This window comes from Rhizobium redzepovicii, from assembly GCF_019793435.1.
Classification (GTDB): Bacteria; Pseudomonadota; Alphaproteobacteria; order Rhizobiales; family Rhizobiaceae; genus Rhizobium; species Rhizobium redzepovicii.
Map to the genome: position 1 here is coordinate 97,854 of NZ_JAILYH010000019.1, position 15,357 is coordinate 113,210.

The window sequence follows — 15,357 nt, forward strand, 5'->3', positions numbered from 1 at the left end:
GATGTCCGGCAGGACAGAGGGGGGTGCCACCCGCGCCGCCGGTCCCGCTGACGCAATAAACCAGCCGAACGCCTTCTCATCCTAAACCCGCTTCATCCGCTCCACCGCCATCAGCACCCGCTCCGGCGTCGCCGGCGCGTCGAGCCCTGGGCAGACCTTGTAGTCCGCCACGCTGGCGACTGCCATCGATAACGCTTCCAGCACCGAGATCGCCAGCATGAAGGGCGGCTCTCCGACGGCCTTGGAGCGGCCGATGGTGGCCTCTGCGCTCTCCGACCATTCGGCAAGGCGGACGTTGAAGATCTTCGGGCGGTCGGAGGCGAGCGGGATCTTGTATGTTGAGGGCGCATGGGTGCGCAGCCGTCCCTTGTCATCCCACCAGAGTTCTTCCGTTGTCAGCCATCCCATGCCCTGGACGAAAGCGCCCTCGACCTGGCCGAGGTCGATTGCCGGGTTCAGCGAGCGGCCGACATCGTGGAGGATGTCGGTGCGGTCGATCAGGTACTCGCCGGTCAGCGTATCGATCGAAACCTCGGTGCAGGCGGCGCCATAGGCGAAATAATAGAAGGGCGTGCCGCGGCCGGCCTTGCGGTCCCAGTGGATCTTCGGCGTTTTGTAGAAGCCGGTGGCGGACAGCTGGACGCGGGCGAAATAGGCCTGCTTGATGAAATCAGGGAAGGGGATCTCGATTTCGCCGACGCGCACACGGTTCGGCAGGAAGACGACGTCGGAGGGCGCCACATCCCATTTTTCGGCGGCAAAGGCCACCAGTCGTTCCTTGATCTGGCGGGCGGCGTCATAAGCTGCCATGCCGTTCAGGTCCGAGCCGGAGGAGGCGGCGGTGGCCGAGGTGTTCGGCACCTTGGCCGTCGTCGTCGCGGTGATCTTCACCCGATCGATATCGACCTGAAAACTGTCGGCCAGCACCTGCGCCACCTTGGTATAAAGGCCCTGGCCCATTTCGGTGCCGCCATGGTTCAGATGGATCGACCCGTCCTGATAGATGTGGACGAGGGCGCCCGCCTGGTTGAAGGCGGTCATGGTGAAGGAGATGCCGAATTTGACCGGCGTCAGGGAGATGCCTTTTCTGATATAGCGGCTATCGCGGTTGAAGCCGATGACGGCATTGCGCCGCGCGCGGTATTCGGCAGTTTCCTCCAACTCCTCGACGATGCGGGCGATGATATTGTCCTCGACCTCCTGGTGGTAGGGCGTCAGCGTGCGCCCGGAGCCCGGCTGGCCGTAGAAATTCAGCTTGCGGATATCGAGCGGGTCCTTGCCGAGGGCGTAAGCGATTTCCTCGATGAAGCGTTCAGCGCCGAGCATGCCCTGGGGTCCGCCGAAGCCGCGGAAGGCGGTGTTGGAGACGGTGTGCGTCTTCAACGGTTTCGACTGCAGATGTACATGCGGGTAGAAATAGCTGGAGTCGGCGTGGAACATGGCGCGGTCGGTCACCGGCCCCGAGAGATCGGAGGAGAAGCCGCAGCGCGCCGCGTAGGTCGCGTTAACCGCGTGGATGCGGCCTTCGGCATCGAAGCCTATTTCGTAGTCGACCAGGAAATCATGGCGCTTGCCGGTGGCGCTCATATCCTCGTCGCGGTCGGGGCGGAATTTGATGGCGCGGCCGAGCTTCTTGGCGGCGATCGCCGCAAGGGCTGCGAACTGGTTGCCCTGCGTCTCCTTGCCGCCGAAGCCGCCGCCCATGCGGCGCACGTTGACGGTGACCGCGTTCGACGGGATATCGAGCACGTGGCCGACAATGTGCTGGATCTCGCTCGGATGCTGGGTCGAGGACCAGACGGTGACCTCGTCGTCCTCGCCGGGGATCGCCACGGCGATATGGCCTTCGAGGTAGAAATGCTCCTGTCCGCCGATGCGCATCTGCCCTTTCAGACGCATTGGAGCATTCGGCATTTCCGTTTCCGGCTCGCCGCGCTGGAGCGTCATCGGGGTGATGACCAGCGGGCCCCCATTGGCGAGCGCGCCGTCGATATCGTGCCAGTGCGGCAGTTCGCGATAGTCGATCTTCGCCAGCCGGGCGGCGCGTCGCGCCGCGTCGCGTGTCTCGGCGATGACGGCAAAGATCGGCTGGCCGTGGAACTGAACTAAGGTTTCAGCAAGCAGCGGCTCGTCATGGCTGCCGTTAGAACTGGTGTCGTTGACGCCGGGCACGTCCTTGCCGGTGAAAACCCAGACGACGCCGGGATAGGCGGCGACAGCGGAAAGATCGATGCTGATGATTTCGGCATGCGCCCGATCGGAAAGGCCGAGTGCGCCGTGCAGCAGGCCGGCGGGTTCGGGAATATCGTCGATATAATCGGCACTTCCGGTGACATGTTTATGCGCTGAATCATGCCGCAGCGAGCCGTGCATGGGGCCCGATATGACGACCTTGGGGTTTTCGAAGGTGGACTTGTCCATTAGATGAGCCCTCCGCAGCCGGTGCTGCCCCTCATCCGGCTGCCGCCACCTTCTCCCCGTTCTGACGGGGAGAAAGGATATGCCGCACCGTATTTCCCTCTCTCAACCATCGCGCAGGGCACGCCCCCTCTCCCCGCAAGCGGAGAGGGGGTTAGGGTGAGGGGCAAAATGGTGGCGGCAGAAGGCCGGTTGGTGAAACAAACCATCACGCCACCTCCTCGAACCGCTTCAGTTCCGCCGGCGCTCCAACTGTCTCCAGATAAAACCGCGTCAGCAGGTTCTTTGCCGTCAGCTGCCGGTATTCCGCCGTGGCGCGCCAGTCGGTCAGCGGCTGGTAGTCGGCGTCAAACGCGGGGCGGGCGGCTTCGATCGTCGCTTCCGTCCATGGTTTGCCCATCAGTTCGGCTTCGACCGTGGGGGCGCGTTTCGGCGTTGCGGCCATGCCGCCGAAGGCGATGCGGATGTCCGTGACCACTTCCGCTTCATCGAGCGTCAGCAGGAAGGCGCCGAGCACGGCGGTGATATCCTCGTCGCGGCGCTTGGTGATCTTGTAGGCGGCAAAGCGGCTGGTTGTCTTGGGATAGGGCACGAAGACGCTCTCGACGAATTCGCCGGGCTTCCGATCCTGCTTGCCGTAGGCAATGAAAAAATCTTCGAGCGGCATTTTGCGCTGGCCTTCCAGGGAGCGCAGCGTCAGCGTTGCGCCCAGCGCGATCAGCGGCGGAGGGCTGTCGCCGATCGGCGAGCCGTTGGCGATATTGCCGCCGATCGTGCCCATGTTGCGCACCTGCTCGCCGCCGATGCGATCGATCAACCGCCCAAGCGCCGGGATCTTTTTCGAGATTGCGGCGAAGGCGCCGCTATAGCTGACCCCGGCGCCGATGGTGACGCCCTGCTCGCTTTCGGTGACCGACTGCAGTTCGCTCAAGTGATTGATGAAGACGACGGGGCTCAGCCGCCGCATCTGCTTCGTCACCCAGAGACCGACATCGGTCGAACCGGCGACGACGATCGCGTCGGGCTCCTGCGAGAGGACTTCGGTCAGCGCTTGAAGCGAAACCGGAATGATCAGCCGGTCTTCGTCCTTGGCAATCCTGATCGTGCTGCTTGTCTGTATTGCCCAGAGCCGAGCGACGATTTCCGAACGTGTCCGCTCCAGCGGGTCGAAGAGCGCGCTCGGCCGCATCAGGCTCACCTGCTCGGCGGCCTTGACGATCGGCTCGTAGCCGGTGCAGCGACAGAGATTGCCTTGCAGCGCCTTTTCGATCTCGCGGCGGCCGGGATTTTCCTTCGTCAGCCATAGGCCATAGAGCGACATGACGAAGCCCGGAGTGCAGAAGCCGCACTGCGAGCCATGACAATCGACCAATGCCTGCTGCACCGGATGCAATGCGCCGTCCCGGCCGGCCAAGTGCTCGACCGTCACCACATGGGTCGCATGCAGCGAGCCGATGAAACGGATGCAGGCATTGACGGATTCATAGGTGAGCTTGCCGTCGGCGAGCCGGCCGACGAGCACGGTGCAGGCGCCGCAATCGCCTTCCGCGCATCCTTCCTTGGTGCCCGTCAGGCGTCGCTTCAACCGCAGGAAATCGAGCAACGTCTCGGTCGGGCCGACATCGGCGAGCGCGATGTCCTCGCCATTCAGGATGAAGCGGATGCTGTCGTTCATGATATTCCCGGTTGTTTTTTCCAAATGGTTAAGCCGCAGTCCAGCCACCGTCAATCGAGATATGCGTTCCCGTCACCTGCCGGGCGGCGTCGCTGGCAAGGTAAAGCGACAGCGCACCGATTTCTTCGGCCTTGACGAATTCACGGGTCGGCTGCGCCTTGAGGATGACCTCGCTCTTCACCTGTTCCTCGGTCATGCCGCGGGCCTTGGCGGTATCGGGTATCTGCTTCTCGACCAGCGGCGTCAGCACATAGCCGGGGCAGATGGCGTTGACCGTCACGCCGAATTCGGCAAGCTCCAGGGCGGCCGTCTTCGTCAGACCTAATATACCATGTTTTGCTGCGACATAGGCGCATTTGAAGGGAGAGGCGACGAGCCCGTGCGCCGAGGCGATGTTGATGATGCGGCCGTGCTTCTTCGCCTTCATCAGCGGGATGGCGGCGCGCATCGTGTGAAAGGAGCTCGACAGATTGATGGCGATGATCTGATCCCATTTCTCGATCGGGAAGTCCTCGATCTTTTCGACATGCTGGATGCCGGCATTGTTGACCAGGACATCGACGGTGCCGAAGGTCTTTGCCGCCGTTTCGATCAGGTCGGCGATCTCGGCGGGCTTGGTCATATCGGCCGGATGGTAGATCGCCCGGGCCTTGGATACTGATTCAAGCCGTGCGACGATCGCCTTGATTTCATCGGCATTTCCGAAACCGTTGATGACGACGTTGTCGCCGGTTTCGGCAAAGGCGGTGGCGATCGCAAGGCCGATGCCGCTGGTGGAACCGGTGACGACGACTGATCTGCTCATATTTTTCTCCTGACAGGCCGATGCTGCGTTGCAACGTTAGTGGCGAGGTTATGCCCAAAGCCGGCAGGCTGGCAATTCCGCTTTATTCGCTTTTCTCACCCGCATCCGTGTCTTATTGATTTGTCACGATAATCGACATGCTAGAGGAGGGAATTGCATGAGTGGATATGTTCTGGCGATCGATCAGGGAACGACATCGACGCGGGCGATCGTCTTCGACGGCGAAATGCATGTCGCCGGCAAGGGCCAGAAGGAATTCACTCAGATCTATCCGCGATCCGGCTGGGTCGAGCACGATCCCGAGGAAATCTGGGACTCGGTCGTCTCCACCGTCAACATGGCGCTGCGCGACGCCGGGATCACGGCCAAGGATATTGCCGCGCTCGGCATCACCAACCAGCGCGAGACGGTGGTCGTCTGGGAACGCGAGACCGGCCGGCCGATCCAGAACGCCATCGTCTGGCAGGACCGGCGCACGGCAAGCTATTGCGACAATCTGAAACGGCAGGATCTGGAGCGGTTGTTCACCAAGAAGACCGGCCTGATCCTCGACCCGTATTTTTCCGGCACCAAGCTTTCCTGGATGCTCGCCAACGTCAAGGGCGCCCGGGCGCGCGCCGCCAGGGGCGATCTCTGCTTCGGTACGATCGATACCTTCCTGATCTGGCGGCTGACCGGCGGCAAGAGCTTCGGCACCGACGCCACCAACGCCTCGCGCACGCTGATGTACAATATCGCCGAAAACGCCTGGGATGAGGATCTGCTCGATATTTTGCGCGTGCCGGCCGCCATGCTGCCTGAGGTGAAGGATTGCGCCTCCGATTTCGGCACGGTCGATCCTGATATCTTCGGCGCCGCGATCCCGATTCTCGGGGTTGCCGGCGACCAGCAGGCGGCGACCATCGGTCAGGCCTGTTTTGCACCGGGCATGCTGAAATCGACCTACGGCACCGGCTGTTTCGCTTTGCTCAACACCGGCGCCGATATGGTCCGTTCGAAAAACCGGCTGCTGACCACCATCGCCTATCGCCTGAACGGCGAGACGACCTATGCGCTTGAGGGGTCGATCTTCATCGCTGGCGCGGCGGTGCAATGGCTGCGGGACGGGCTCGGGATCATCGGCAGCGCCGCCGAGACCAATGCGCTTGCCGAAAAGGCCGATCCGACGCAGGAGGTCTATCTCGTGCCCGCCTTCACGGGGCTTGGCGCACCGCATTGGGATGCCAAGGCGCGCGGCGCGATCTTCGGGCTGACACGCAACAGCGGCCCGGCGGAACTGTCCAGGGCGGCACTCGAAGCTGTCTGCTACCAGACCCGCGATCTGCTCGACGCCATGCAGAAGGACTGGAAGAACGGTGGCGACGACACGGTGCTGCGCGTCGATGGCGGCATGGTCGCCTCCGACTGGACGATGCAGCGCCTGGCCGATCTGCTCGACGCCCCGGTCGACCGCCCGGTGATCCTGGAGACGACGGCGCTGGGTGCTGCCTGGCTTGCTGGCAGCCGGGCAGGGGTCTGGCCGGACAGGGACGGTTTTTCAGCGACATGGAAGCGGGACCGGCGGTTCGAGCCCGACATGGATGAGAAGGTGCGGGCGGCAAAGCTCAAGGGCTGGAAGAGCGCGGTCAGGCGGACGCTGAGCGAGGGGTGAGGAACGCGATGTAGGCCTAGGGTGTCTCCACGCAGCATCCGGCTATTTCTTCCGCCGGAGCGTTGCCGTGCTCCGGAAGATCACGAATCCTATCCAGAATTTTTTGATGCGGCCTGTCGGCTAAGCGGCTACTCCTTCGTCATTCGGAAAGAGGAGTGAGCAATGCTTTATGCAATCCTTTGTTACGCCCATGAGGAAACCGTCTTCGCCTGGACGAAGGAGGAAGAGGCCGCCGTCATGGAGAAGCTCTATGCCGTGCAGGAGCCGCTTGCCGCATCCGGCAAGCTCGGCCCCGTTGGCCGGCTGATGCCGACGACGGCTGCGACCACCGTGCGTAAGGGCAAGGACGAGCCTTTGGTCATCGACGGGCCTTTTGCGGAAACGAAAGAGGCGCTTCTCGGCTTCTACCTGGTCGACTTCGAAACGCTCGACGAGGCGGTCGCCTTCTCGAAACAGCTTTCCTCCGTCAATCCGGGTTCCACCTCTTACGAAATTCGGCCGTTCTACGTCTTCAGGCCGGGAGATGCTTCATCATGACAGACATTGCCTGGATCGACCTTGCCCTTGCCTCGGCCCGCCCGAAGGCGCTCGGTGCGCTGCTGCGCTATTTCCGCAATCTTGATACCGCGGAAGAGGCTTTTCAGGAGGCATGCCTGAGGGCGATCCGGACATGGCCGGAAAAAGGGCCGCCACGCGATCCCACAGCCTGGCTGATCTTCGTCGCCCGAAACAGCGGGATCGACGCGGTGCGCAAGCGGTCAAAGCTCCAGGCCCTGCCGGACGAGGATACGATCTCCGATACCGAGGATGCCGAAAGCGATATTGCCGAGCGGCTGGACGATTCCCACTATCGCGACGATATCCTGCGGCTTCTCTTCATCTGCTGCCACCCGGACCTGCCGGCGACCCAGCAGATCGCGCTGGCGCTGCGCATCGTTTCCGGCCTTTCGGTGACGCAGATCGCCCGCGCCTTCCTGGTGTCGGAAAGCGCCATGGAGCAACGCATCACCCGCGCCAAGGCACGCGTCGCCAAGGCCGGCGTGCCGTTCGAAACGCCGAGCGCTGAGGAAAGGGCCGAGCGTCTTACGATCGTCAGCACGATGATCTATCTCGTCTTCAACGAGGGCTACAGCCAGGCCGACCCGAAGCATGAGGCGGCCGCCTTCAGCGACGAGGCGATCCGGCTGGCACGGCTGATCCTGTACCTCTTTCCGTCCGAACCGGAGCTGATGGGGCTGCTTGCACTGATGCTTCTGCAGATATCGCGCCGGCCGGCGCGCTTCAGCGCCGAAGACGAGATTGTGCTGCTGGAAGATCAGGACCGCTCGCTCTGGAACCAGCCCTTCATCAACGAGGCCCTGGCGCTGCTCGACAAAGCGCTGCGACACCGCCGGCCCGGCCCGTATCAGCTTCAGGCGGCCATCGCCGCCATCCATTCCCGGGCGAAGCGCGCCGAAGACACCGACTGGGTGGAAATCGATCTGCTCTACCGCGCGCTGGAACGTGTGCAGCCTTCTCCTGTGGTGACACTCAATCGCGCGGTCGTTGTTTCCAAACTGCACGGGCCGCAGCAGGCGCTCGATCTGATCGATCCGCTGGGCGAAAAGCTCGGCGGCTATTTCTACTATCACGGCCTGCGGGGCGGGCTGCTGAAGCAGCTTGGCTTGACCGGCCAGGCGCGCGAAGCCTTCGACCGCGCCATCGCGCTTGCCCATTCGGCGGCGGAGGCCGCCCATATCCGCCGGCAGATCGACAAGATGCAGGAAGAGGCGACGCAGCCGGTCGCGAAATAATCAAGAAAAAATCGGCGCTTTGTCGGAACGGCGAACTTCGGCACGTCCTTGTAACAACCTGACAGAAACAGGTTTATTCAAATGGAGAGATGTTGAAATGACCGCCAGCACCCAACATGAACTCGTCCTCGTTCGCGAATTCGACGTCCCGCGCGAGAAAATCTACAAGGCGTGGACCGATCCCGATCTCATGAAGCAGTGGTTCGTTCCACGCCCCTGGGGTGTTGCGGAAGCAACGCTCGACGTTCGCCCCGGCGGTTCCAGCGTGATCGTCATGCAGGATCCCGAGGGCAATCGGTACCCGAACCGCGGCGTCTATCTCGAGATCATCGAGAACGAGAAGATCGTCTTCACCGATGCCTATACCAGCGCCTGGGTGCCTGCCGAAAAACCTTTCTTCACCGGCGTCATCCTGCTCGAAGACCTCGGCAATGGCCGCACGAAATATACCGCCAAGGCATTGCACTGGCGCGCGGAGGACAAGGAAACGCACGAGAAAATGGGCTTCCATGAAGGATGGGGCAAGGCCGCAGATCAGCTGGCGGAATTGCTGGCGAAGGCGCCGTCCTGACGCTTCAGTGCGAGTTGAGGTGGCTCGAAAGATGATTCCGCCGGCGCCTTCAAGTCGTTGAATTGAGAGTCGAATTGGGGGCTGAGCGTGGCCGTGTCTCTGTCGACGTCGGATGTGTCCTGTGCCAATCTGCAGAGATAAAGGATACGTCTACATCCTCGCATCTGGACGCAACGGCATGCTCTATACCGGCGTGACGCGGGACCTAGCCGGGCGGTTATACGAGCATCAGAATGAGCTGACGCCGGGCTTCACATCGAAATATGGCGTCAAGACGCTGGTGTGGCTTGAGGAGCATGATCTGCTGACGACAGCGATCACACGGGAGAAGACGATCAAGAAATGGCCGCGGCAGTGGAAGCTTAATCTGATCGAGCGGGATAATCCTGCGTGGGAGGATATTTCGTTTCATCTTCTCGGTCTGTGACGAGTGTCTCGTCGCGCGGACGCGCAACTGCTGGATTCCTGTGACGAGCACAGGAATGAGGGAGTTGTGCTTTGTATGATAGGCGATATGGGAGCACGGCGTGCACCCCTTGCTCCCTCATTCCTGTGCTCGTCACAGTCCAGCAGCGCCGTGTCTACGGCGCAAAGACTCTTACCACGCTGCAGAAAACATCACGCCACTATCGAAATTCTCGAACATTCCGTTCCAGAGTTTGTATTTGCGCTCGGTCTCGGCGATCCTTATCTCCTGGCGGAATTCAACAGGATGCCGACGATGGAACTGGGTCTTTATACGTTTGCGGATGTCAATCCCAATCCCTCCCGCAGCAAGGGTGCGGAAGGGGCCGAACGGCTGAAGCATCTGATCGAGGAGATCGAGCTTGCCGATCAGGTGGGGCTCGATGTCTTCGGGCTCGGCGAACATCATCGGCCGGATTATGCGGCGTCGGCGCCTGCCGTCGCGCTGGCGGCGGCGGCCGTCAAGACGAAAAACATCCGGCTGACCAGCGCCGTCACTGTGCTTTCCTCCGATGATCCGGTGCGCGTCTTCCAGCAGTTTTCGACGCTGGATCTAATTTCGAACGGCCGCGCCGAGATCATGGCGGGGCGCGGCTCCTTCATCGAGTCCTTCCCGCTGTTCGGCTACAATCTCGAGGACTACGACCAGCTTTTCGAAGAGAAGCTCGATCTGCTGCTGGCGTTGCGCGATGGCGAGACGGTCGACTGGAGCGGCGAGCTCCGCGCGCCGATCCGGGGGCGCGGCGTCTATCCCAGGCCTCTGCAGGATCCGTTGCCGTTGTGGATCGCCGTTGGCGGCACGCCGCAGTCGGTGGCGCGCGCCGGTGCGCTCGGCCTGCCGGTGGCGCTGGCGATCATCGGCGGCGAGCCGCGCCGGTTCGCGCCACTCTTCGATCTCTACCGGGAGGCCGCGCGCCGGGCAGGGCAGGATCAGGCCAAGCTGAAGAGCAGCATCAATGTCCACGGCTTCATCGCCGATACGACAGAGGCGGCCGCCGAACAGTTTTACGGACCGCAGGCCGAAGTGATGAACCGCATCGGCCGCGAGCGCGGCTGGGGGCCGACGAGCCGGGCACAGTTCGATATGTCGCGCGGACCGAACGGTGCGCTCTTCGTTGGGGATCCCGAGGTGGTCGCCGAAAAGATTATCGCCCATCACGCACTCTTCAAGAACGACCGCTTCCTGCTGCAGATGGCGATCGGCCTGATGCCACATGCCGAGATCATGCGCGGCATCGAGCTCTACGGGACGAAAGTCGCGCCGATCGTCAGAAAGGCATTGACTGAAAGCGGCGAAGGGGCGAAAGCCACGGCCTAACCAAGGCGGCTGCGGTCGCCCCTGCGCAAAGCCGGAACAGACGAATGGTTATCGCAAACGACGACGAACTGACAAAGCTCAAGGAGATCGGCCGGATCTGCGCCAACGCCATCCAGGTGATGGCGGCGGCGATGGAGCCCGGCATGACGACGCTGGAGCTCGACCGGATCGGCCGTAAGGTGCTCGAGGATTCGGGCGCGCGCTCGGCGCCGGAGTTCTGCTACCAGTTTCCGGGGGCGACCTGCATCAGCGTCAATGAGGAAATCGCCCACGGCATTCCCGGGTCGCGCGTCATCCGCGCCGGCGACCTCGTCAACATCGACGTCTCGGCGGAGAAGGACGGCTTCTTTGCCGATACCGGCGCTTCCTTCGCGATGCCGCCGGTCAAGCCGAAGATCGACAAGCTCTGCCGTGACGGCAAGCGGGCGCTCTGGGTCGGGCTCAATCAGGTGAAATCGGGCGAGCCGTTGGCAAAGATCGGCACCGCCGTCGGCGCCTTCGCGCAGAAGAACCGCTATACGCTGGTCGCCAATCTGGCGAGCCACGGTGTCGGCCGCTCGCTTCACGAGGAGCCGGCCGAACTCTCGACCTGGCCGGACCCTTCGGAAAAACGCGTCATGACGGATGGGCTCGTCTTTACCGTCGAGCCTTTCCTGTCGCTCGGCGCGACCTGGGCGGAGGGCGGCGACGATGCATGGACGCTTTATGCCGATCCGAAGGCGCCGACCGTTCAATATGAACATACGGTTGTGGCAACGCGCAACGGGCCGGTGATTCTGACTTTGCCGGACGGGCGGGCGTAGGGAAACGCGCAGAGGCGGAGCTCCCTTACGTGCGGCATCCTCCGACGCTTCCTACGCCGAGGTGCGCAGCCCGTGGGGCGGAGCCTCGAATGATCATACTGCTACTTCGCTTCTTGCATTCATCCGGCATCAGTGCGCCCGCCCCGTCCTTCGAGGCCCCTGCGGGGCACCTCGGGATGAGGCTCTCTTGAGTGTAGGCGGCGGCATCTCAGGGGGCTTGAGTGTCGGCACGGCATCCTGCAACGCCCGCTTCTACAAGCGCGGCATCCACCAACGTTCCTCATGCTGAGGTGCGCAGCCAGTAGGGCGGAGCCTCGAAGTACGCCACAACGTCGCTTCTTGCATTCATCCGGCATCGGTGCACCCGTCCCGTCCTTCGAGGCCCCTGCGGGGCGCTTCAGGATGAGGCCCTCTTGGGCACCAGTGCGGTATCCTCGAGCGCCTCATCCCTTGTACCTTGGCATCACCCGTCTTCACCCCGCGTTTGCGGCCTGCCGCCCTGCAGGATTTCCGTCGCCGCACGTTCCAGTATGCCGGCAATGCGGGCGGCCTCGGGCTTTGACCAGGGATAACGCATGCGCAGTGCCGAGCGCAGCAGCATGCGAGCGGCGCGGATATCGCCGCCGTCCTGCATGAAATCGCCGTCGTCACCCTCGTCGGCGCCGTGGCGGTCGGTTTCGAAGACGCGCTTCACATAGGCCATCTTCTCACCGATGCGTTCCAGCTTGGCGAGTGTGTGCAGGATCATGTCGCGGTTTTCCTCGACGCGGCGGCGGCCGGCGTCGGTGATGCTGTAGAGTTTCTTGGTGCCCTCGTTCTCCACCTCGGCAAGACCGGTTTCCTCGAGATAGGTGAGCGCCGGGTAGATAACGCCGGGGCTCGGCACGTAGAAGCCCCCGGAGCGTTCCTCCAGCAACTTTATCAATTCATAGCCGTGGCGGGGTTGCTCAGCGAGCAGCGCCAGAATGACGAGCTGCAGATCGCCGGCCGCAAATTTGCGGCCCATGCGGAAAGCGTCGCCGAACATGCCGCCTTTAAAACCTCTCATGACTTTTCCTTTCATCGTTGGATGTATCGTTGGCTATGTCTTAAAACATATATCGTAAGATAATTGCTTTCAAGGGAGGCGAGGAATTTTTCATGTTTCCGGAAATTGATCGACCGATCAGAATTACTTGATTGTCGCGCAGGTGCTGCGGCGCGATAAGCGCTGCATGCTTGAGCGCATCCGTCATTCCCCGCCGAACCTTGTTTCCACTGCCGCTGCCGGCGCCGTTGCGATGGCGGCGGCCATGGGCTTCGGGCGTTTCTCCTACACGCCGATCCTGCCCGGCATGATGAGTGGCGTGCCGCTTTCGGCGGCGGATGCCGGTTTTATTGCTTCGGCGAATTTCGTCGGTTATCTCGTCGGCGCCGTGCTTGCCGCCTATGGCTGGGCGGCGGGGCGCGAACGGCTGGTGGCGCTCTCGGCACTGCTTGCGACCGCAATCCTGCTCGCCGCCATGGCCGCCACAAATTCCGTCGCAGTCTTTGCCGTCATCCGGTTCCTGGCCGGCCTCGCCAGCGCCTTTGCGATGGTCTTCACCTCATCGATCGTGCTCAGCCACGGGGCTTCCGCCGGCAACGACCATGTGCAGGCAGCGCATTTCGGCGGGCCGGGAGCGGGGATCGCGCTGTCCTCGATCATGGTGTTTCTCATCGGCCTCGGCTTTCACGGCCGCCCGGACAGCTGGCGCGCCGACTGGATCGGCGGCGCGCTCTACTGCGCGGCAAGCCTCGTCATCGTCTTCCTGCTCTTGCCGTCGGCGCCGGCGCAATCGGCGCGCACGGGCAAAGAGCCGGCCCTCGTCTGGAGCCGGCCGATGGTGCTGATCACGCTGTCCTACGGCCTGTTCGGCTTCGGCTATGTGATCACCGCGACCTTCCTCGTCACCATCGCCCGCCTGTCAGCCACGGGTGCCTTTGTCGAATTTCTCTGCTGGTTCATCGCCGGCCTGACGTCGGCGGTGGCGCTGTTTGCCTGGAAGCCGCTGGTCAGGCCGCTCGGGCTCGGGGGCGTCTATGTCGCAGCACTTCTGGTCGAAGCCGCCGGCGTGCTCGCAACCGTCATGCTGCCGCACTCTGCCGCACCGCTGATCGGCGGGGCGCTGTTCGGGGCGACCTTCCTGGCGATCACCGCTTACGGGCTGCAGATCGGCCGCAAGCTTTCCCCCGAAAGCCCGCGGCGGATCCTGGCGATGATGACGGCCGCCTTCGGTGTCGGCCAGATCGTCGGGCCTGTCGTTGCCGGCTGGATCGCCGAACGCTCGGGCAGTTTCACCGTTCCGACGGTGATTGCTGCGGCGGCACTCGTTGCCTGCGCGGGACTGGTGATGCCGGTGATCAAGAAAATCGCTTAACCCGTTACATCTGCGTAACAATCGGCTAAACCCATTGCTGCTTCCTTCGAACTGCCTTAGTTTCCGGCACAATCAGTGTTCGACGACACTCCCGAGACTCACAGTTCAGGAAAGCAAAGCTCCCCGTGTTTCATTCCTTTTTTCCCCAGCCGAAGGCGTTTTTTACTTCGCTCGTCATTTGGACCCTGATTTGCATCGCCGGCTGGTATCTGTTCGCCGCTCATCTCGGTGTATCGCTCGGTTATGGACCTGTTCCGGAAGACCAGCAGCCGATCGATCTTTCGTTCTTCCTGCTGCCCGAAAACCTCTGGTTCTATAGCCATTTCTTTCTTTCGGCGGTGATCTTCTGCGGCGCATGGCATCTGAAGGCGCTGCACCATCCCTGGAAGCTGTGGTCGATCTGGGGTTCGGCACTCATCATCTTCGTGACCTATTTCGGCGTCCAGATTACCGTCGTGATCAACAACTGGCGCCGGCCGTTCGGCGATCTTTTGCAGAACGCATTGTCGAAGCAGCCGGGCATTAGCGTCGATAATTTCTACGACCTGATGTGGGTCTTCTGTCAGATCGCATTTCTCAGCATGTTCGTGTCGATCATGACCGACTTCTTCACCAGCCACTACATCTTCCGCTGGCGCACGGCGATGAACAATTTCTACATGTCGAAGTGGGAAAAGCTGCGCCATATCGAGGGCGCCTCACAGCGCGTTCAGGAAGATACGATGCGTTTTGCAAGCACGCTCGAAGTGCTCGGCATCAGCCTCATCAACTCGGTGATGACGCTTGTCGTCTTCCTCCCGATCCTGCTGGCGCTCTCGCATTACGTGACCGCGCTGCCGGTCATCGGACCGGTGGCGAATTCGCTCTTCTGGCTAGCGCTCTTTTGGTCGGCTTTCGGCACCGTGCTGCTGGCGGTTGTCGGCATCAAGCTGCCGGGTCTGAACTTCCGCAATCAGCGCGTTGAAGCGGCCTATCGCAAGGAACTCGTCTACGGCGAAGACCATGCGGAAAGGGCCCAGCCACTGACGGTGCGCGAACTCTTCGACAATGTTCGTCGCAACTATTACCGGATGTATTTTCACTACATGTATTTTAACGTCGCCCGCAATTTCTACAGTCAGGCGGACGCGCTCTTCGTCATCTTCATGCTGGTGCCGACGATCGTGGCCGGCGCCATCACCTATGGCATCTTCCAGCAGATTTCGACCGCCTTCGGTCAGGTCAGCAACTCATTCCAGTATCTCGTCAACGCCTGGACGACGATTATCGAGCTACTTTCCATCCACAAACGCCTGAAGGCCTTCGAGGCGGCAATCGATGATGAGCCGTTGCCGGAGATCGATCAGCGCTATCTGGAGCGTGAAGCCGGCGCCGTACACGCGGATGGCTGATGGGTGAGATTGTCCGATGGGGAGGCAGGCGGCAACGGGAAATACCTCACCTGCCGTGTCGCCCCGTC

General features: G+C 62.1%; 13 protein-coding genes. 9 read left to right on the forward strand and 4 right to left on the reverse strand.

Annotated features, from left to right (window positions below; genetic code table 11):
- Positions 1 to 81: 81 nt before the first annotated feature.
- From xdhB to K6N12_RS26845, 3 genes are all read right to left on the reverse strand, one after another.
- A complete protein-coding gene (gene xdhB / locus K6N12_RS26835) occupies positions 82 to 2,421 on the reverse strand; it encodes a xanthine dehydrogenase molybdopterin binding subunit (RefSeq protein ID WP_097626813.1) in 2,340 nt (779 codons plus the stop codon).
- Positions 2,422 to 2,626: 205 nt separating this feature from the next.
- Complete coding sequence (xdhA, locus tag K6N12_RS26840) at positions 2,627 to 4,093, reverse strand: xanthine dehydrogenase small subunit (protein ID WP_097626567.1); 1,467 nt, start codon at positions 4,091 to 4,093, stop codon at positions 2,627 to 2,629.
- Positions 4,094 to 4,121: 28 nt separating this feature from the next.
- Positions 4,122 to 4,898, reverse strand: a complete 777-nt coding sequence (locus K6N12_RS26845) for a 3-hydroxybutyrate dehydrogenase (protein ID WP_097626569.1) — start codon at positions 4,896 to 4,898, stop codon at positions 4,122 to 4,124.
- 157 nt (positions 4,899 to 5,055) lie between these two features.
- Between K6N12_RS26845 and glpK the strand changes: the two genes are divergently transcribed.
- From glpK to map, 7 genes are all read left to right on the forward strand, one after another.
- The gene (glpK, locus tag K6N12_RS26850) at positions 5,056 to 6,549 is read left to right on the forward strand and encodes a glycerol kinase GlpK (RefSeq protein WP_097626571.1); all 1,494 of its coding nucleotides are present in this window, start codon (positions 5,056 to 5,058) and stop codon (positions 6,547 to 6,549) included.
- A gap of 162 nt (positions 6,550 to 6,711) precedes the next feature.
- Entirely contained in the window at positions 6,712 to 7,086 is a 375-nt protein-coding gene (locus K6N12_RS26855) for a YciI family protein (protein ID WP_097626573.1), read from the forward strand.
- Entirely contained in the window at positions 7,083 to 8,342 is a 1,260-nt protein-coding gene (locus K6N12_RS26860) for an RNA polymerase sigma factor (protein WP_097626575.1), read from the forward strand. The genes K6N12_RS26855 and K6N12_RS26860 overlap by 4 nt, the downstream gene beginning before the upstream one ends.
- A gap of 97 nt (positions 8,343 to 8,439) precedes the next feature.
- A complete protein-coding gene (locus K6N12_RS26865; protein ID WP_222149018.1) occupies positions 8,440 to 8,913 on the forward strand; it encodes an SRPBCC family protein in 474 nt (157 codons plus the stop codon).
- Between the two features lie 112 nt (positions 8,914 to 9,025).
- Positions 9,026 to 9,340, forward strand: coding sequence for a GIY-YIG nuclease family protein (locus K6N12_RS26870; protein ID WP_097626578.1), 315 nt, complete (start codon positions 9,026 to 9,028; stop codon positions 9,338 to 9,340).
- 294 nt (positions 9,341 to 9,634) lie between these two features.
- Positions 9,635 to 10,696 carry an LLM class flavin-dependent oxidoreductase gene (locus K6N12_RS26875; protein ID WP_222149019.1) on the forward strand — a complete coding sequence of 354 codons (1,062 nt, stop codon included), beginning with the start codon at positions 9,635 to 9,637 and terminating at the stop codon, positions 10,694 to 10,696.
- 44 nt (positions 10,697 to 10,740) lie between these two features.
- On the forward strand, positions 10,741 to 11,499 hold the full coding sequence (gene map / locus K6N12_RS26880; protein WP_097626580.1) for a type I methionyl aminopeptidase: 759 nt from the start codon (positions 10,741 to 10,743) through the stop codon (positions 11,497 to 11,499).
- A gap of 463 nt (positions 11,500 to 11,962) precedes the next feature.
- Here map and K6N12_RS26885 read toward each other — a convergent pair whose 3' ends face one another.
- Entirely contained in the window at positions 11,963 to 12,547 is a 585-nt protein-coding gene (locus K6N12_RS26885) for a PadR family transcriptional regulator (protein ID WP_097626582.1), read from the reverse strand.
- A gap of 166 nt (positions 12,548 to 12,713) precedes the next feature.
- On the opposite strand from K6N12_RS26885, the gene K6N12_RS26890 reads away from it, so the two are divergent.
- Together K6N12_RS26890 and sbmA are read left to right on the forward strand one after the other, a co-directional pair.
- Entirely contained in the window at positions 12,714 to 13,898 is a 1,185-nt protein-coding gene (locus K6N12_RS26890; RefSeq protein ID WP_097626817.1) for a YbfB/YjiJ family MFS transporter, read from the forward strand.
- Between the two features lie 125 nt (positions 13,899 to 14,023).
- Entirely contained in the window at positions 14,024 to 15,289 is a 1,266-nt protein-coding gene (sbmA, locus tag K6N12_RS26895) for a peptide antibiotic transporter SbmA (RefSeq protein ID WP_097626584.1), read from the forward strand.
- Positions 15,290 to 15,357: the final 68 nt, after the last annotated feature.